At 58.4% G+C, this 18637-nt stretch carries 10 protein-coding genes and 1 tRNA gene; 6 read left to right on the top strand and 5 right to left on the bottom strand.

The annotated features are described in order from the left end of the window. Positions 1 to 7: 7 nt before the first annotated feature. The 5 genes from B9N88_RS14120 to B9N88_RS14095 form a co-directional block, all read right to left on the bottom strand. The gene (locus tag B9N88_RS14120) at positions 8 to 2974 is read right to left on the bottom strand and encodes a TrlF family AAA-like ATPase (protein ID WP_027605108.1); all 2967 of its coding nucleotides are present in this window, start codon (positions 2972 to 2974) and stop codon (positions 8 to 10) included. Positions 2975 to 3181: 207 nt separating this feature from the next. Beyond that, positions 3182 to 3457: a hypothetical protein gene (locus B9N88_RS14115; RefSeq protein ID WP_081744411.1), complete on the bottom strand. Its 276-nt coding sequence runs from the start codon at positions 3455 to 3457 to the stop codon at positions 3182 to 3184. Beyond that, entirely contained in the window at positions 3454 to 4434 is a 981-nt protein-coding gene (locus B9N88_RS14110) for an integrase domain-containing protein (protein WP_027605107.1), read from the bottom strand. Before B9N88_RS14110 ends, B9N88_RS14115 begins: the two co-directional genes overlap by 4 nt. A 904-nt stretch (positions 4435 to 5338) precedes the next feature. Continuing rightward, complete coding sequence (locus B9N88_RS14100) at positions 5339 to 6667, bottom strand: tyrosine-type recombinase/integrase (RefSeq protein WP_027605106.1); 1329 nt, start codon at positions 6665 to 6667, stop codon at positions 5339 to 5341. A gap of 164 nt (positions 6668 to 6831) precedes the next feature. After that, positions 6832 to 6907: transfer RNA gene (locus B9N88_RS14095), tRNA-Thr, on the bottom strand. 188 nt (positions 6908 to 7095) lie between these two features. On the opposite strand from B9N88_RS14095, the gene B9N88_RS14090 reads away from it, so the two are divergent. The 6 genes from B9N88_RS14090 to B9N88_RS14065 all read left to right on the top strand — a co-directional run bounded on the left by B9N88_RS14090 (position 7096) and on the right by B9N88_RS14065 (position 18623). Next, the gene (locus B9N88_RS14090; protein ID WP_027605105.1) at positions 7096 to 7506 is read left to right on the top strand and encodes a hypothetical protein; all 411 of its coding nucleotides are present in this window, start codon (positions 7096 to 7098) and stop codon (positions 7504 to 7506) included. Positions 7507 to 8079: 573 nt separating this feature from the next. Continuing rightward, a complete protein-coding gene (gene bcsQ / locus B9N88_RS14085; RefSeq protein ID WP_027605104.1) occupies positions 8080 to 9129 on the top strand; it encodes a cellulose biosynthesis protein BcsQ in 1050 nt (349 codons plus the stop codon). After that, positions 9126 to 11345 carry a UDP-forming cellulose synthase catalytic subunit gene (bcsA, locus tag B9N88_RS14080; RefSeq protein ID WP_027605103.1) on the top strand — a complete coding sequence of 740 codons (2220 nt, stop codon included), beginning with the start codon at positions 9126 to 9128 and terminating at the stop codon, positions 11343 to 11345. The genes bcsQ and bcsA overlap by 4 nt, the downstream gene beginning before the upstream one ends. Continuing rightward, complete coding sequence (gene bcsB, locus B9N88_RS14075; RefSeq protein WP_027605102.1) at positions 11342 to 13609, top strand: cellulose biosynthesis cyclic di-GMP-binding regulatory protein BcsB; 2268 nt, start codon at positions 11342 to 11344, stop codon at positions 13607 to 13609. Before bcsA ends, bcsB begins: the two co-directional genes overlap by 4 nt. Further along, positions 13606 to 14802, top strand: coding sequence for a cellulose synthase complex periplasmic endoglucanase BcsZ (gene bcsZ, locus B9N88_RS14070; protein ID WP_027605101.1), 1197 nt, complete (start codon positions 13606 to 13608; stop codon positions 14800 to 14802). Before bcsB ends, bcsZ begins: the two co-directional genes overlap by 4 nt. Continuing rightward, a complete protein-coding gene (locus B9N88_RS14065) occupies positions 14784 to 18623 on the top strand; it encodes a cellulose biosynthesis protein BcsC (RefSeq protein ID WP_027605100.1) in 3840 nt (1279 codons plus the stop codon). The genes bcsZ and B9N88_RS14065 overlap by 19 nt, the downstream gene beginning before the upstream one ends. Positions 18624 to 18637: the final 14 nt, after the last annotated feature.

The following is an 18637-nucleotide window of genomic DNA, read 5'->3' as shown; positions in this document are numbered from 1 at the left end:
ATTTAGCTCAAGAGCGAATTGAATATCGTCCTTCTCGGTCCTTGAAAGCGCGATCTCCTCCTTCAAGCAGGATACAAACTGCCTGGCGAATGCCAATAAAATCCTCGTCCAATTGGCTATGCTCGAGAGAGCCTGAAATATAAATTATTCGCGGATGCGGCTGGCCAGAGAGTCTTTCGGATACAGCAACGATTATCTGTTCCGCATCCGTAGCTACTACCAAGTTTGGGTTGTGAGTAACCAGAATTATTTGACGATTTTCTTTTGCCCGTCTAATGTACGGTACTAATTGAAGATAGATAGATGAGTTATCAAGGTTGCCCTCTGGCTGGTCTATTATCAACGGGCGCTTGTCATCTTCGTCCATCAATAAATACAGCACTAACAACGCTATACCTCTTGTTCCGGGAGACAGGTGTTCAAGAGAGGTGCCGCCATACTTTATTTTGTAGGTCGTATCTATATGGTCGGTGGAATACATCCAATCCAGTAAATCGACTAATTTTAGGCTGGGAGAAGCGTACTTCGCCATAAATTCTACCGGACTGACCATGGCGGTAAACTGTTGCATTGCCTCCTTTATGCTTTGGATTTCACCACTATTCCAAGCAGACGATAGTATATCTGCCACAAATTTCTCAATTTCATCCTTCTTAGCGGAAGCTTGTACTTTTCTCCCATCAAAGAACCTAGCAGACTTTTCGATCCAGTCCTGGGTTTCAATTCGATAGCCAGCGGACAGCTCAAACTTCATATCTGAACCAAGTTTGTCGAGTTGATCCTTCATCGGGGCATATAGTTCTCGAAGTCCTTTTTCGTCTTCTGCAAGAGCTTCAAAATACTTTAAATGTAATTCATTTCGTTCTTGCTCTCGTTGAATAAGCTGTTTAGATGTTTTGCCATCAAGCTCTTCAATCTCTTTGTCTAAGCGTTGAGCTGTTGCCTCTTGAGCGGTTATTTGTTTTTGCAGATCTAGTAAGCGCTTCTTATTTGTTTCATCTTCGCTTAGAGACTCTTGTAGCGCTTGAATACGCTTGGATATTTCGTATAAAGTGCCGCCAACAATTTGAATGGAATGTTCATTGCCTCGCATAAAATCTATCTCAGAATTTAGACGCTCTGAAACTGAATTTATTATTGACTCGGCTGTCTCATCCCACTTAGGAGTTAGTAGTCTTACCGTGTCGCTTGAAATGAAATCATCGAATTGCGCCGCCTCAATAAGCTCTCGAACTTGCCGCATTGTCCGATCTTTCAGCTCAGAATAGGACTTTAAAAACTCTTCGATGTTACGCTTCCCCCTACTCTTCTTGGATATTGACGCTTCCAACGACCTAAGATTGTTGCGCTCAATCTGCAGAAGTTTTAATGTCTCCACATCAGCCGCTTGAGTAACTGCCGGGAGTTGTTTCTTTATTTCTTCAATTTGTTGAAGAATCTGATCGCGACTGGCGACCTTGACTGGTCGTTGTTCTATGCTTGTGTGCAAGCGCTCAATTTCACGATGTAGCGAAACAATTTGCCCTCGAAAATCATCTTGCCGTGACTGAGATGCGGACTCACGTGCAGCTCGTAGCTCTTCAAATGAAGAATATCCTTCACGGTGAACTTCATCGAGATGCGAAAATACAACTTCTTCGATTGCTTCTTGTAGTTCGTTGCCTTGGTGGTCCACCGAGCACAGACGCTCTACAAAGTCTTGGGACAAATATCGAACAAGAGGTTTCGAGGATACGAAAGGCTTATCAGTCAGCGAGGCATCGGTCAAGGAGCCTGATACCCAATTTAGTTGAAGACCTACCCCACCCAAGTGGAGGCGCCCTTTAGCAATAAAGGAAGATTGTGACTTTGTATCGACGGGGACACCCGAAGCAAATGCTATCAGGTCCGCAATAGCAGTCTTTCCAGCTCCCTTTTCTCCAATTATCGCAACTAGACCAGCGTTCAGGTGAATCTCGTTTTGAGTAAACCAACCATTGGCGCCGCTGATACTTAGCTTATTAATTACACGGCTATTATCTGAGATTTGAGGTTTAACCTGGCCTATGGCGACTCGACATTCAGGCTCCCATAGGACTTGCCTGAGACCCTCGAAAGTTGGGTCAGATTTAATCCAGCAGTAGCGTTCAGCGTCCGGTTTAAATAGCGTTCGAACCTCATGAGCATCTGACCCATGCAGGCAGGGTTTAAGACTGCCATACATCCTGCAAATTTCTTCTGGTGTAACTCCAACCTTCTTCCCTAAATAATAGATTCGGTCGTTTGGGTTAGCCGAAAATACAAAATGACAATTTTTCAGTAACTGATCGCGAATCGCAGAGAATCCATCAGCAGGCAAACCACTGACTCCATCTTTTCCATTTGCAATTCCAATGATGCTATTACTATTTAGCCAACCTTCGTCGCGTATCCATGCAAGAATTTGGTCGTAAGATGGCTTGAATTGTTCTATTCCGTATTTGTATGCTTGAGCATCATCGTGTAAAGCAGAGTTCTGAGCCCTTGCAAATTCAATCAAATCTTCGCGTGTACATCCATAAGTGTGCCTGCCCTCGTTTGAGGTATATTCAACTTTAAGATTTCTCAGCGCGCGCTTGATTTTCTGTATATGGTCGGGATCGGACGGGTCAATAAGGATATGAATATTAAGAGCCTTTCCGTCCTTAGTAGCAGGCATAGCCCGAAGTTCAATGTTGGGGAGTATAAGGGATACCGATTGTAATCTAGGTTTCTCCTCATCATACCGCGCGGCATAAAGACGCTCATATCCATCAATCGACATATAGTCGGTTACACCAATGACCGCTATTTCGGCCTGTTCGGCTAAGCGTTCCAATTCATCTGTGTATTCATCCCACGTCACACCTACAAATGAAGTGCCGAGCTTGCTGTCTGGTGTATGGACATGAAGATCCCATCGCCGCCACTCTGACCCGTTTGGAAATTTTGAGACCTTGATGCTGTCTTTATTCACATTCCCCCCCTGAGGGCCATCCCTGAAAGAACTCGCGAATTGGAGGCAATTTGCGTTTAGAACAACTTATTTATCCATTGCCGGCAAATTCTTTGCCATTCGATGTCGAGCTTCGCTCGGTGTCCATATGGACTAAATAGCCATCGAAGCTAGCAAATTGCCATGGTTAGGTCCACCGCCCGTTTGTGGCCGTTTTCTGACCTTCGCTTAGCGGTTGAACTGCCAGGGTTTTCCTAGGCGATGAGTGAGTAATTGCATGGTCAGTAAATAGTAATAGCGTGTCGATTCAGTGCGCTGGTTTAGGTGGTGATTCAAAAACCACGCAAGGTGTTTTCTCTGCCAAGTCCATGGATTGTCGCGTTGCCAGCGCTCAGCGATTGCTGCTTGGATAGTTTTCGCCTGACGAAGGTGGCGTTGGCGGGTGGTATGCGACCCGCTCAGGACGCCTGACAGGAACAACTCCATATCGAACGCCGTGCTCATGCTCGACCACCAATGTAAGCCGACACCACGTCGATACGGCCGTGCCCCAGCTCATAGCTGATTCGTACTCGGGCATCCTGATCTAGGCGTCGGTCAAGGTGATAGCAATGGCCACCGTTGATGGATGCGGGATGATGGGTGATTTGCTCATAGCGTTCGCAAGCATAGGCTGCCCGCAATTCATGGAAGCCGTTGAGGTTGTGCTGATGGAGGATGTCCCGTGCAGGACGGACGATTCTCCTTTGGAAATAGAGGTAGCTTTCGTTCGGTGCAAGTAGGTTGCGGCTACCGTCGGGCGAGACCTGATCGGCGAACCTCAGCGCGTCACGAATATGCTCATCTACCATAATCCAGCGAGGTGCTGACGCTCCGGAACGGCCACCTTTGGTGCCGTCCTGGATGTTGATTCTGCCAAATTGTTCTGCTTCACGTTGAAGTCGGGGCAGATCGGCCAAAATGGTCTCGCGCATGCGCATGCCGGTGGTTCGCGCCAACTGCACGATGGCTGCGGCGCGCGGCTGCTGATGTTCGCATAGCACGTCGACAATCCGTTTCACCTGTTCGCGGTCTTGGCCTTGCGGCACCGAGCAGCGAACACTGGTGCGCCGCATTCCCAGCGCCTTGCTCGGATTTGGCACTTTCACATACTCATCACCGCGAAGCGCGGCGAGGGTTCGGTTGACGCTGGACAACTGGTTTTGCGCGGTCGCGATGGCTAGCGCACCTTGTTCGACTTGGTTTCGGAGATGGCTGACGTAATCCAACAACGTCTGTCGATCTATCTGCCGCGCATCATTAATCCCTGGTCCATCCTCTGACCGACACCAGCGCACAAACGCCAGCCAGCGATCACTGTGCGCCTTGACCGTGCCGTAATGCCCACCACCAAACAGGTCTTTCAATGCCTGCAGTCCTGCGTAGCTCAATTGCCGGCCATAGCCAAAATTGCGCCCATCTCGCCTACCCACTAATCCCATGATCGAACTCCTCTCGAGGCGAACCCTTAAAAACCTTTCCCCACGTCATCCCGCCAAGAATGTTTAGTGTTATCAGGGATCAAGGCCCCTGCGACCTGTGAGGGTTGTTCGCTAACGCGGGACTGGCGGCTCTTTACGACCGGGAGCATGGGCATCTCATGATCTGGCCTCCTGAACACCGATAGCGGTGGGCGGGTGGAGGCTGCGCTGGCTGACGAGACCAATGCCGCGAGATCCTGAGTCGGGTGAAGGCAGTGAAGCGATGACCGGGGCATGCCTGACTGTCAGTCAGGTGCAGTCCATTCCGTGGGCTGCGGCACCATCATCTGCATCGCTGTTGCTGGCGACTTCGGTGTTTGTCACGCCGATTGTCACGAGGGGGAATGCCGCAAAGCCTTGTACGAGTTGGGCTGCAGCAGCGGTAGGAGCGCCCGTCTCTTTCCGGAAGAAAGAGACGGGCGCAGGTTGGCGCAGTGAAATGGCCAAGCGGATAGGTTGCTGCAGAGCAGCTATGAAAGGGGATGAGTTGCCGCAGTGGGCACACTGTTAAAAGTAGGCATCCATCACATCGCTGTGAGCGTGCGAGCCGCCGGACGCTAATCGCACTTTGGGAGAACCACCACGGTGTGGCGTAACCTTAAAGGTTCTGGCTACCTGGGTTGCTGTCAAAGACAGCGCTTTGCCCGATCTTTTCTACGCCTGTGGATAATTTGGGTCAAGGCTCGAATTTTCGGGAATTCTGCGGCTGTGGATGAAATTATCCACCGGTGGGAATCTATGGTTTTCCACAGACAATTTGCGTGGGCTTTAGATTTTTTAAATGAGGTCCATCCAAGCAGGGCGGCTTTGCAGCCCCGCTTGGATGGACCCGCGTGGAAGGGCGGACAACGGTGATCTCACAGGCTTACCCACGTTTGGATGCGCCACGGCTATTTTGTAGGGCCGTGATGTTGTCGCCGACTGGGTGAGCGAATTCGTGGGGTGTCACATGCCCATGGCGGTTGGCGTCGATGTAGTTACTCCACCACGCCATGATCAGCCTGCGCTGCTCCAGAAATTCAGCTTTGTGGATATATGCGGCGCGCACGCGGTTGCGTTCCTTGTGGCTCATTTGTCTTTCGATGGCTGCGTCGGTCCATAACCCGGACTCCAGCAGGGCGCTACAGGCCATGGTCCTGAAGCCGTGGCCGCACACGTCCTTGCTGGTGTCATAGCCGACGTTGCGGAGCATGGTGTTCACCGTGTTCTCGGACATGGGCTTCCAGTACTTGTGGTCGCCCGGTAGCACCAACTCTGAAAAGCGACTGAGGCTGCGCAGGCGCTCCAGTATTTCGATGACCTGCGGCGAGAGCGGGACCATTTGAATGTCGCCGTTCATCTTGGTCCCACGTGTGGAGTTGCGTACCCCTTCAATCGGTGCGCGTGTATCGGGGATTTCCCACATGGCGCGTTGGAGGTCGAACTCACTCCATCGCGCGAAGCGCAGTTCGCTGGAGCGGACGAATACATGCAGCGTGAGCAGGACGGCAAGGCGCGTCAGTTCGCGGCCGTTGTAGTTGTCGATACGGTGCAGCAGTTCGGGTAGGCGGTTGAGTGAGAGGGCCGGGCGATGGACTGTGCGCGGCGCGTGAAGCGAGCCTGCCAGATCCAGTGCAGGATTCATGGTGATCTGCCGAGCCCTTTTGGCCCCGCGCATGATGGTGGATAAGTAGTTCTGTACCCTTAACGCCACATCCATGGTGCCGCGTTCCTTGATGCGCTGGGTGATCTCTAGCAGGTCATGGGTATCGAGTTCAGCGATGGGTCGTTGGCCGATCAGCGGGAAGACGTGGGTGCGCAGTCGGCTCATTACGGTTTTTGCATGGCCTTCGGTCCAGCGGCGGGACATATCAGCGTGCCACTCCAGGGCGACGGTTTCGAAAAGCAGTGCCGCCCGCTGGGCTACGATCTTGGCCTTCTTCTTTTCTTCCATTGGGTCGAGGTTGTCGAGCAGCAACGCCTTGGCTTCGTCTCGCTTACGTCGTGCGACGGAAAGGGTAACTATGGGGTAATTGCCGATGATGAGCGTACCTTCCTTGCCGCTGGGCTTGGTGTACTTCAAGCGCCAGGTCTTCACGCCATTGGGTTTGACGAAAAGGTACATGCCGCCACCGTCGAACAGTTTGTAGGCGCGCTCGCGGGTTTTGGCCGTGCGGCATTGCAGGTCGCTGAGAGGGATCGCTAGACGTGGCATAGGGGTACGCGCTCCTGACCGGGAAATCGCAGTACCCCTAACATACCCTCGGGGAAGGGGGATTTTGTTGGATCCCGACAGAGGGTCCTGGAACGAAAAAACCCGCCAAAGGGCGGGTTTTCGGGGCTTCCAGAGCATTCGGTGGAATGCAATGGAGCCTAATGTGGTGCCGGCACCAGGAGTCGAACCCGGGACCTACTGATTACAAGTCAGTTGCTCTACCAACTGAGCTATACCGGCGTGTTAGGGCGACGATTATAGCGATTGGCAACGTTCTGTAAACCCCTGAATTCTGACTATTTTTGCAGAACCCGAGCTTTTTTCACGAACGCCCCTTTTTCCGGCAAGCACGGGTAGGATTCTTCCCTCGTCGCCGGGCGGTCTGGCCAGTGCGATCTTGAGTTCATCCCTGCCTAAGGAAGCCCCACGTGAAACGGATTCTCTCCCTGTGCCTCATCCTCCTCGCCGCCGCTCTCAGCGCGTGCTCCACTACCAAGCCCGGCAACGACCCCGCGCTGGTCGGTACCTGGAAAGGCCTGCGTTCGGAAACCGGCAACTGTCAGTTCCTGTCGTGGACCAACCACCTCAAGGCCGATGGCCGTTTCACCATTACCTTCTTTCGCGATGCGCAGCAGACGCAGGTGATTCAGACCGAGCAGGGTTCGTGGTCGGCGGCCGACGGTAAGAACGAGTTGCGCACCGATGGGGTGCGTTCGCCGGATGTGTACGCCTATAAGCTGGTGGATCCGGACACCGTGCATTACGTGAGCGTGGCAGCGGCCCCTACCAGTGATTGCCAGGGTGATTATGAATTCACCGAGAGGCGGGTTCATCAATAAGCCTGAGCCAATGCCCGCAGGCTGACGATGGTCAACGCGTTTGCGCTCGTGCTGGGTATCCTCTTGGTTCAATGGGTGGGTTCATTGAGGGTCGAGGAAGTGTCCAGCGGCGTGGGTTTTGCTTAGTTGTGCATAGACGTCGCGGGCGACCGCCGGGTGGGTTTTGCCTTGAATCCAGCTGCGGTTTGCGTATTCTGTCGCGCGATATGAATAGTAGGTTTAATCGCAAAATCGTGTAGGCAAATTTTCGAGACAGATTTGAGGCAATGGATTATTTGTTTGTGGGTATGTCAGATTTGTGCCGTTTTTGACCAGCAGGCCAACAAAAATCACGATAAATCAGTGCAAGTTCATGTTCTTACAAGGAATGCATTTTTTTCGGCGAAATAGTCATAAAAATGGCGCCAGGCCGTTCGTCGGATAAGATCGGGCTAAAAGCATCAAAATACTGACACCATCAATGTGATATCACAGAATGCCTCGGCCAACACATAACTATAAAAATACAAGGTCAGCTCTTCGCTGACCTTTTTATCGCCTTTAAAGCGCAAACCAGGTGGGGAGGGGCAGTGAGTGAGTCGAGCAGATGACATTTCAAAACTATTCAACAAGCTGGGTGCCAACCCGAATGGCTACCGCGAAATCGACTTTATCCATGAGTTTATCGAGGACGAAGTAGAGGTCCTGGAAAGCCCGGAGGTTGTTGCTCCCCCGCCTGCAGTGGCAGCTCTCTTGGACGAAGCCCCATCGGCCCCGTTGTTGCGTTTGCTCGAAGAGCTGAACCATGGCGCCGCCGACCACCTGCCACGGTCCGAAGTGGTACCGGGCACGCAAGGCGAGGTGTATTCGGAGCAGTCCACGCCGAAAGTGGTGGTGGTGGTTTCGGTTAAAGGGGGCGTGGGCCGTAGCACCTTGTCTGCTGCGATTGCCAGTGGCTTGCAGCGCCAGGGGCACCCGGCGCTTGCCCTCGACCTGGACCCGCAAAACGCCCTGCGTCACCACCTGTGCCTGGGCCTCGACTTCCCTGGCGTCGGTGCCACCAGCTTGCTTAACGAAAGCTGGGAAGCCCTGCCTGAGCACGGCTTTGGCGGTTGCCGCCTGGTGGCGTTCGGTGGCACTGACCACGAGCAGCAGCAGAGCTTGAATCGCTGGCTGGGCCAGGATCCGGAGTGGCTTGGCAAGCGTTTGGCCAGCCTTAAGCTGAACGGCCAGGACACGGTCATCATCGACGTACCGGCCGGCAACACCGTGTACCTCCGTCAAGCCATGTCGGTCGCCGACGCGGTGCTGGTGGTGGTGCAGTCGGATGTGGCGTCGTTCAGCACCCTGGAGCAGATGGACAGCGTGCTGGCGCCATACCTGCAACGCGCAAAACCGCCACAACGCTTTTATGTGATCAACCAGTTGGACGCCGCCCACCGCTTCAGCCTGGACATGGCCGAGGTGTTCAAGACGCGCCTCGGCAGTGCCCTGCTGGGCACGGTACACCGCGACCTGGCGTTCAGCGAAGCCCAGGCCTACGGGCGTGATCCCCTCGACCCTACCGTCAACAGTATCGGCTGCCAGGACGTCCACGCCCTGTGCCGCGCCTTGCTCGAACGCATCGACTCGGACCTTCCATGACCGACAATACGTCCTCCACGCCCTTCGTCGAAGGGCGCGCTGAACAGCGCCTGAATGGCGCCATCGCGCGCTTCAATCGCTGGCCTGCGGCGCTACGTACGGTGCTGGTATTTGCCAGTTGCGTGCTCGGTGCCCTGCTGTTTTTTGGCGTTATCAGTGCGCCGCTGGACCTCTACAGCCAATGCCTGTTTGCCGCTGTGTGCTTCATGGCGGTGCTGGTGCTGCGCAGGATCCCGGGGCGCCTGGCAATCCTTGCGCTGGTGGTGTTGTCGCTGGTGGCCTCGCTGCGCTACATGTTCTGGCGACTCACCTCCACCCTGGGCTTTGAAACCTGGCTCGACATGTTCTTCGGCTACGGCCTGGTCGCCGCCGAGTTCTACGCCCTGATCGTGCTGATCTTCGGCTACGTACAAACCGCCTGGCCGCTGCGTCGCACTCCGGTGTGGCTCAAGACCGAGCCGGAAGAATGGCCGACGGTGGATGTGTTCATCCCCACCTATAACGAAGCGTTGAGCATCGTAAAGCTGACCATCTTCGCCGCCCAGGCGATGGACTGGCCCAAGGACAAGCTGCGCGTGCACGTGCTCGATGACGGCCGCCGTGATGACTTTCGCGAGTTCTGCCGCAAGGTCGGGGTCAACTACATCCGTCGCGACAACAACTTCCACGCCAAGGCCGGCAATCTCAACGAAGCGTTGAAGGTCACCGACGGCGAATACATCGCGCTGTTCGACGCCGACCACGTGCCGACGCGCTCCTTCCTGCAAGTCAGCCTGGGCTGGTTCCTCAAGGATCCGAAGCTGGCGATGCTGCAAACGCCGCACTTCTTCTTCTCGCCGGACCCGTTCGAAAAGAACCTCGACACCTTCCGCGCCGTGCCCAACGAGGGCGAGTTGTTCTACGGCCTGGTGCAGGACGGCAACGACCTGTGGAACGCCACCTTCTTCTGCGGCTCGTGTGCGGTGATTCGCCGTGAGCCGCTGCTGGCAATCGGCGGGGTGGCCGTCGAGACCGTGACCGAAGACGCCCACACCGCGCTCAAGCTCAACCGCCTGGGCTACAACACGGCGTACCTGGCGATCCCGCAAGCCGCGGGCCTGGCCACGGAAAGCCTGTCGCGCCACATCAACCAGCGGATTCGCTGGGCGCGGGGCATGGCGCAGATCTTCCGCACCGACAACCCGCTGCTGGGCAAGGGCCTCAAGTGGGGCCAGCGCATCTGCTACGCCAACGCGATGTTGCACTTCTTTTATGGTTTGCCGCGTTTGGTTTTCCTCACCGCGCCGCTGGCCTATTTGGTCTTTGGCGCGGAGATTTTCCATGCCTCGGCGCTGATGATCGTCGCTTATGTACTGCCGCACCTGGTGCATTCAAGCCTGACCAACTCACGCATCCAGGGCCGTTTCCGGCACTCGTTCTGGAACGAGGTGTACGAGACCGTACTGGCCTGGTACATCCTGCCGCCGGTGCTGGTGGCGCTGGTCAACCCCAAGGCCGGTGGCTTCAATGTCACCGACAAGGGCGGCATCATCGACAAGCAGTTCTTCGACTGGAAGCTGGCGCGCCCTTACCTGGTGCTGTTGGCCGTGAACCTGGTCGGCCTGGGCTTTGGTATCCATCAGTTGATATGGGGCGATGCGTCCACGGCCGTGACGGTGGCGATCAACCTGACCTGGACCCTCTACAACCTGATCATCACCAGCGCCGCCGTAGCCGTGGCCTCGGAGGCGCGCCAGGTGCGTTCAGAGCCGCGCGTCAGCGCCAAGCTACCGGTGAGCATTATCTGTGCCGACGGCCGTGTGCTGGATGGCACTACCCAGGATTTCTCGCAGAACGGCTTCGGCCTGATGCTCACCGATGGTCACTCGATCACCCAGGGCGAGCGCGTGCAACTGGTGCTTTCGCGCAACGGCCAGGACAGCCTGTTCGATGCGCGCGTGGTGTTCAGCAAAGGGGCGCAGATCGGCGCCCAGTTCGAACCCCTCAGCCTGCGCCAGCAAAGCGAATTGGTACGCCTGACCTTCTCCCGCGCCGACACCTGGGCCGCGAGCTGGGGCGCCGGCCAACCGGATACGCCGCTGGCGGCCCTGCGCGAAGTCAGTTCCATCGGCATCGGCGGCCTGTTCACCCTCGGCCGCGCCACCCTACACGAACTGCGTCTGGCCTTGAGCCGCACCCCCAAAAAACCGCTTGATACGCTGATGGACAAGCCATGACCTCGAAGATTTTCGCTCGCCCTCATCCGCGCCGTGCACTCGCGCTGATGATCGCCTCGCTGATGGGTTTCAACACCCTGGCGCAAGCTGCCGAGCAAGCGGTGACCACCGTGCCCGTGCAAAGCACCGACAACGGCTACAGCCTGACCCTCAAGCAATTGGGGCGTCGCGACACCATGAACCTGCAAGGGGTGGAGTCTTCCGACAGCGTCAACTTCGACATTCGTGCCGACGAAGTGGTCAAGGGCGCGCAACTGTTGCTCAAGTACAGCTACTCGCCGGCGTTGCTGGCGGACCTGTCGCAGATCAACGTGCTGGTCAACGGCGAAGTAGCCGCCAGCCTGGCGTTGCCCAAAGAGGGTGCCGGTACTCAGCAGGAACAACTGGTGCAGATCCCGCCGAAGTTGATCACCGAATTCAACCGCTTGAGCCTGCAGTTCATCGGTCACTACACCATGTCCTGCGAAGACCCGTTGCACAGCAGCCTGTGGGCCAAGATCAGCAACAGCAGTGAGCTGAAAGTGCAGGTCGAGCCGATCGTCCTCAAGGACGACCTGGCCGTGCTGCCGCTGCCATTCTTCGATAAGCGTGACGCGCGCCGGGTGAGCCTGCCGTTCGTGTTCGCCACCGCGCCGGACAGTGCCGCCCTGGAAGCGGCCGGTGCGTTGTCGTCTTGGATCGGCGGCCTCGCCAGCTACCGTGGCGCGACCTTCCCGACCACCCTCGGCGAGCTGCCGGCCAAGGGCAATGCCATCGTGCTGGTGCAAACCGCCGAAGCCATGGATGTGCACGGTGTCGCCATCGCCAAGCCGACCGGCCCGACGTTGACCCTGATCGCCAACCCCACCGACGCCAATGGCAAGCTGCTGATCGTCACCGGCCGTGACGCGCAAGAGCTCAAGCGCGCCGCCACCGCCGTGGTGCTGGGTAGCCCGGTATTGGCCGGCAACAGCGTGGTCATCACCAAGCTCGAAGCCCTCGCGCCGCGCCGTCCCTATGACGCCCCGAACTGGCTGCCGAGCAACCGCCCGGTGCGCCTCGGTGAGTTGGTCGAGCAGCAGAAACTCAGTGTGTCGGGCTACAATCCCGGCGCCATCAGCGTCGACATGCGCCTGCCGCCTGACCTGTTCAACTGGCGCGAAGAAGGCGTGCCGCTGCACCTCAAATACCGTTACACCCCCCAGCAGGTGTCGACCAATTCCGCGCTGCTGATCGGTCTGAATGACCAGTTCATGAAGTCCGTGGCGCTGCCGTCGGTGACCAACCTGGGCGGCGGTCAAACCCTGCTCGACCAGTTGAAGAAAGACGAAAGCCTGCCCCGTGAAGTGACGACCCTGTTGCCGATCAGCTCGGCATCGCCCAAGTCCAAGCTGCAGCTGCGCTTTATGTACGACTACATCAAGGAAGGCGAATGCCGCGACATTATCGTCGACAACATGCGCGGTTCCGTCGATCCGGACTCGACCCTCGATGTCACCGGTTACCAGCACTACATCGCCATGCCTAACCTGGGTGTGTTCAACGACTCCGGTTTCCCGTTCACGCGCCTGGCCGACCTGTCGGAATCCGCCGTGGTCATGCCGGACAACTTCGGCACCGATGAAATCACCGCTTACCTGACCGTGCTCGGCCGCTTCGGCGAAGCCACCGGTTACCCGGCGACTGCGGTGAAAGTGGTACAGGCCAAAGATGTGCAAAGCGTCGCCGACAAGGACCTGCTGGTGCTCGCCACCGCCGCCAACCAACCGCTGCTCAAGCAGTGGCAGCAGTACCTGCCGGCGACCAGCGATGGCGCGCAGCATCAGTTCCTGTTGTCGGACCTGCCGCGTTATGTGCGCAGCTGGGTCAGCCCCGATCCGGCGGCCAATATCCACAAGGCCAATACCGGGATCACCTTCAACAGCTTGAGCAGCAGCACCTGGCTGGCCGGTTTCCAATCGCCGCTTAAGTCCGGGCGCAGCGTGGTACTGATCGCCAGCAACCAGCCGCAAGGCCTGCTGGAAGCTACCTCCGCCCTGATCGGCGGCGACGACTACAAAGATTCGATCCAGGGCAGCCTGGCGGTGGTGCAAGGCACGCAGATCAGCTCGCTGGTGGCGGACGAGCAGTACTACGTCGGCAAGCTCAACTACTTCAAGTTCATGCAGTGGCAACTGTCCCAGCACCTGGGGTGGATGCTGTTGATCACCTTCCTCAGCCTGGCGGTGGTCACGTCGCTGATCTACCTGTCGCTGCGTGCCCGTGCAAAACGGCGGTTGGCATGAGCCCGCTGCGTAGCATGGCCCTGATAGCGCTGGGCTCGCTGATGTGTGCTGGTGTGGCGCAGGCACAGAGCTGCGACTGGCCGTTGTGGCAGAACTATGCCAAGCGCTTCGTGCAGGACGACGGCCGCGTGCTCAACTCCTCCATGAAACCTACCGAGAGCAGCTCGGAAGGGCAGTCCTACGCGATGTTCTTCGCCCTGGTCGGCAACGACCGTGGCAGCTTCGACAAGCTGTGGACCTGGACCAAGGCCAACATGTCGGGGGCCGATATCGGCCAGAACCTGCCAGGTTGGTTGTGGGGCAAAAAGCCTGACAACACCTGGGGCGTGATCGACCCCAACTCTGCCAGCGACGCGGATTTGTGGATGGCCTACGCCCTGCTTGAAGCGGCCCGCGTGTGGAATGCACCGCAATACCGCGCCGATGCGCAATTGGTGCTGGCCAATGTGGAACGCAACCTGATCGTGCGTGTGCCGGGCCTGGGCAAGATGCTGTTGCCGGGGCCGGTGGGGTACGCCCATGCCGGTGGTCTGTGGCGGTTCAACCCGAGCTACCAGGTGCTGGCGCAGCTACGTCGCTTCCATAAAGAGCGGCCGAATGCCGGCTGGAACGAAGTGGCCGAAAGCAACGCGCGGATGCTCGCCGACACCGCCAGCAACCCCCATGGCCTGGCGGCCAACTGGGTCGGTTACCGTGCGACCAGTGCCAACACCGGGCTGTTTGTGGTCGACCCGTTCTCCGATGACCTGGGCAGCTACGACGCGATCCGCACCTACATGTGGGCCGGCATGACCGCCAAGGCCGATCCACTCGCGGCGGGCATGCTCAAGTCCCTGGGGGGCATGTCCCGGGCGACGGCTGCGGCGGCCACCGGCTTCCCGCCGGAGAAAATCCACGTCACCACCGGCGAAGTCGAGAAGAACAACGGCTATTCGCCGATCGGCTTCTCGGCGTCGACCATTGCCTTCTTCCAGGCCCGTGGCGAAACCGCCCTGGCACAACTGCAAAAGGCCAAGGTCGACGACGCGCTCAACAAAGCCTTGGCGCCCTCGGCGCCGGACAGCGCGCAGCCGATCTACTACGACTACATGCTCAGCCTGTTCAGCCAAGGCTTTTCCGATCAGAAGTACCGTTTTGAACAAGACGGTACGGTCAAACTTTCCTGGGAGGCAGCATGCGCCGTCACACGCTAGCCATTGCGATTCTCGCCGCCCTGGCCTCGACCGCCAGCTTCGCTGAAACCAGCGACCCGCAGTCCCTGCTGATCGAGCAGGGCTACTACTGGCAGGCGAAGAAAAACCCCGAGCGGGCCCTGGAGACCTGGCAGAAACTGCTTAACCTGAGCCCCGAGCAGCCGGACGCGCTTTATGGCATCGGCTTGATCCAGATGCAGCAGAACCACCCGGCCGAGGCGCAAAAGTACCTGGCCCGACTGCAAGCGCTGAGCCCGGTGCCGCGCCAGGCGTTGCAGCTGGAGCAGGACATCACCGTCAACATGCCGGAAAATGCCAAGCTGCTGGAGCAGGCGCGTGAATTGGGTGAGCCCGAAGACGAGCGCGAAAAGGCCGTGGCCTTGTACCGTCAGATTTTCCAGGGCCGCCAGCCCCAGGGCCTGATCGCCCGTGAGTACTACAACACCCTGGGTTTTACCGCCAAGGGCACCAATGAGGCCATTGCCGGCCTGCAGCGCCTGACCCGTGAGCGGCCCAACGATCCGATCGTTGCGCTGTTCCTGGCCAAGCACCTGGCACGCAACCCGGCAACCCGGCCGGACGGTATCCGTGCGTTGGCCAAGCTGGCCTCGAACAACGATGTGGGCGGCAACGCCGATGAAACCTGGCGCTTTGCGCTGGTCTGGCTCGGCCCACCGAAGCCGGACCAGGTGTCGCTGTTCCAGCAATTTCTCACCGTGCACCCGGATGACACCGAGATCCGCGCGCTCATGGACAAGGGCATCGCCCAAGGCAAGGGCGGCGGTGCCTGGCAGCGTGATCCGCAGATGACCAAGGCGTTCAAGGCCCTGGACGACGGCGACTTGAAAACCGCCGAGCCACTGCTCACGGCGCGCCTTGCGCAAAAATCCAATGACGTCGATGCCCTTGGTGGCATGGGCGTGTTGCGTCAACAGCAAGAGCGTTTCAGCGATGCGGAAAACTACCTGGTGCAGGCCACGCGCTTGCCCGGTGGCGCCGCGTGGCAGTCGGCCCTGAACGACGTGCGTTACTGGAACCTGATCAGCCAGAGCCGTGACGCCCAGCGCGCCGGCCGCGGTGCCCAGGCCCGCGACCTGGTGGCCCAGGCCGAGCGCCTGAACCCGGGCCAACCGGGTGCGGCAATCGCCTTGGCCGGTTTCCAGGCCCAGGACAACCAGTTCGACGTTGCCGAAGCCGGCTACCGCAAGGTGTTGGCCCGTCACCCTGGCGACCCGGATGCGCTCAGCGGTTTGATCAACGTATTGTCCCAATCCGGCCAGCCGGATGAAGCCCTGAAGCTGATCGACTCGGTGTCGCCGGCCCAGCGCGCCAAGTTTGCGCCGAGCGTGAAAATCAACGCACTGCGCGCTACCCAGGTCGGCAAACTGGCCGAGCAGCGCGGTGACCTGAAGGCCGCGCAAGCCGCCTACCGCCAGGCCCTCGACGCCGACCCGGAAAACCCCTGGACCCGCTTTGCCCTGGCGCGCATGTACCTGCGCGACGGTCAGATCCGCAATGCGCGTGCCCTGATCGACGGCCTGCTCAAGACCCAGCCCAACCAACCGGATGCGCTGTACACCAGCACCCTGTTGTCGGCTGAACTGAGCGAGTGGAAACAAGCCGAGGCCACCCTCGGGCGCATCCCAACCGCCCAGCGCACGGCGGACATGAACGAGCTGGCGATCGATATCGCCCTGCATCAGCAGACGGACATCGCCATCGAAACGGCGCGTCGTGGCCAGCGTCCGGAAGCCCTGGCGCTGCTTGGTCGTTCCGAGTCGCTGACCCGGCAAAAACCTGAGCGCGTGGCGGTGCTGGCTGCTGCTTATGTTGAAGTGGGCGCCCCGCAGTTCGGCCTGGACATGATGCAGAAGGTGGTGGAGAACAACCCCAACCCGACTGTCGACCAGAAACTGCTGTACGCCAACGTACTGCTCAAGGCCAACAAGTACAGCGAGGCGGGCGAGATCCTGCGCGAAGTGCAAGGCCAGCCGTTGACCGAGATCGGTCGCCAGCGCTATGACGATTTGATCTACCTGTACCGGGTCAAGCAGGCCGACGCCCTGCGCGAGAAGAACGACCTGGTGGCGGCCTACGACATGCTTTCCCCGGCCCTGGCCCAGCGCCCGAACGACGCATTGGGTGTCGGTGCCCTGGCGCGCATGTACGCGGCCAGCGGCAATGGCAAGAAGGCCATGGAGCTGTACACGCCGTTGATCCAGCAGAACCCGAACAATGCGCGCCTGCAATTGGGTCTGGCGGACATCGCCCTGAAAGGCAACGACCGCAGCCTGGCGCAATCGGCCAGCGACAAGGCCCTGGCGCTCGAACCGGGCAACCCGGAGATCCTCACTTCGGCGGCACGCATCTATCAGGGCCTGGGCAAGAACAGCGAAGCCGCTGAACTGCTGCGCAAGGCCCTGGCGATTGAAACCGCGATGAAGGCCAGGACCCAGGTGGCCCAGGCCGAACCTCAGGGCAAATCGTCTAACCCCTTCGTGGGCTTGCCGGGCCAGCGCCGCCAGGTCACCGACCTGACTGTCGCCGGCGCCGTGCCGCCGCCGATCGATGCACCGACCAAGACCGTCACGTCCAGCGCTTTTGCCAGCGCGACGTCCAACGACCTGAGCGACCCGTTTGTGCCGCCGTCGACCATCGCCTCCATCGACAGCCCCGAGCTGAGCCCGGCACGGCGTGCGCTGGATACCATCCTGCGTGACCGTACCGGGTATGTGGTGCAGGGCTTGAGCGTGCGCAGCAATAACGGCGAGAAAGGCTTGAGCAAGATCACCGATGTGGAAGCGCCGTTCGAAGCGCGCATGCCGGTGGGCGATAACACCATAGCGTTGCGCGTCACGCCGGTGCACTTGAGTGCGGGCAGCGTGGGCAGCGATGCGTTGTCGCGTTTCGGCAAAGGCACCACCACCCCGGCGGGCTCCCAGAGCGACACCGGTGTTGGCTTGGCCGTCGCGTTCGAGAATCCGGATGAAGGTCTCAAGGCCGACGTCGGGGTCAGCCCTCTGGGCTTCCTCTACAACACCCTGGTGGGTGGCGTGAGTGTCTCGCGTCCGTTCGAGGCCAATTCGAACTTCCGCTATGGCGCCAATATTTCCCGGCGTCCGGTCACCGACAGTGTCACTTCCTTCGCGGGTTCCGAAGACGGCGATGGCAACAAATGGGGCGGCGTCACCGCCAACGGCGGCCGTGGTGAGCTGAGCTATGACAACCAGAAGCTGGGCGTCTACGGCTACGCGTCGCTGCATGAATTGCTGGGCAATAACGTCGAAGACAACACCCGCCTGGAACTGGGCAGCGGCATCTACTGGTACCTGCGCAACAACCAGCGGGACACGTTGACCCTGGGCATCAGCGGCTCGGCGATGACCTTCAAGGAAAACCAGGACTTCTACACCTACGGCAACGGTGGTTACTTCAGCCCGCAGCGCTTCTTCTCCCTGGGCGTGCCGATTCGTTGGGCACAAAGCTTTGATCGCTTCAGTTACCAGGTAAAAAGTTCGGTAGGCCTGCAGCATATCGCGCAAGATGGGGCGGATTTCTTCCCTGGCGAAAGTACGCTGCAAGCGTCCAGGAATAATCCCAAGTACGAGAGCACCAGCAAAACCGGCGTCGGCTACAGCTTCAACGCGGCGGCCGAATACCGTCTCAGCTCGCGGTTCTACCTGGGGGGTGAAATCGGACTCGATAACGCCCAGGATTACCGCCAGTACGCGGGTAATGCTTATCTGCGCTACTTGTTCGAAGACCTGAGCGGACCTATGCCTTTGCCGGTCAGCCCGTACCGTTCCCCTTATTCCAACTGATTAAATCGGAGTCA

The sequence above is a fragment of the Pseudomonas sp. LAMO17WK12:I1 genome (assembly GCF_900177315.1).
In the GTDB taxonomy this organism is placed as follows: Bacteria; Pseudomonadota; Gammaproteobacteria; order Pseudomonadales; family Pseudomonadaceae; genus Aquipseudomonas; species Aquipseudomonas marginalis.
Note: the sequence above shows the minus strand (reverse complement) of the source record. Positions and strands in the feature narration are given on the sequence as shown.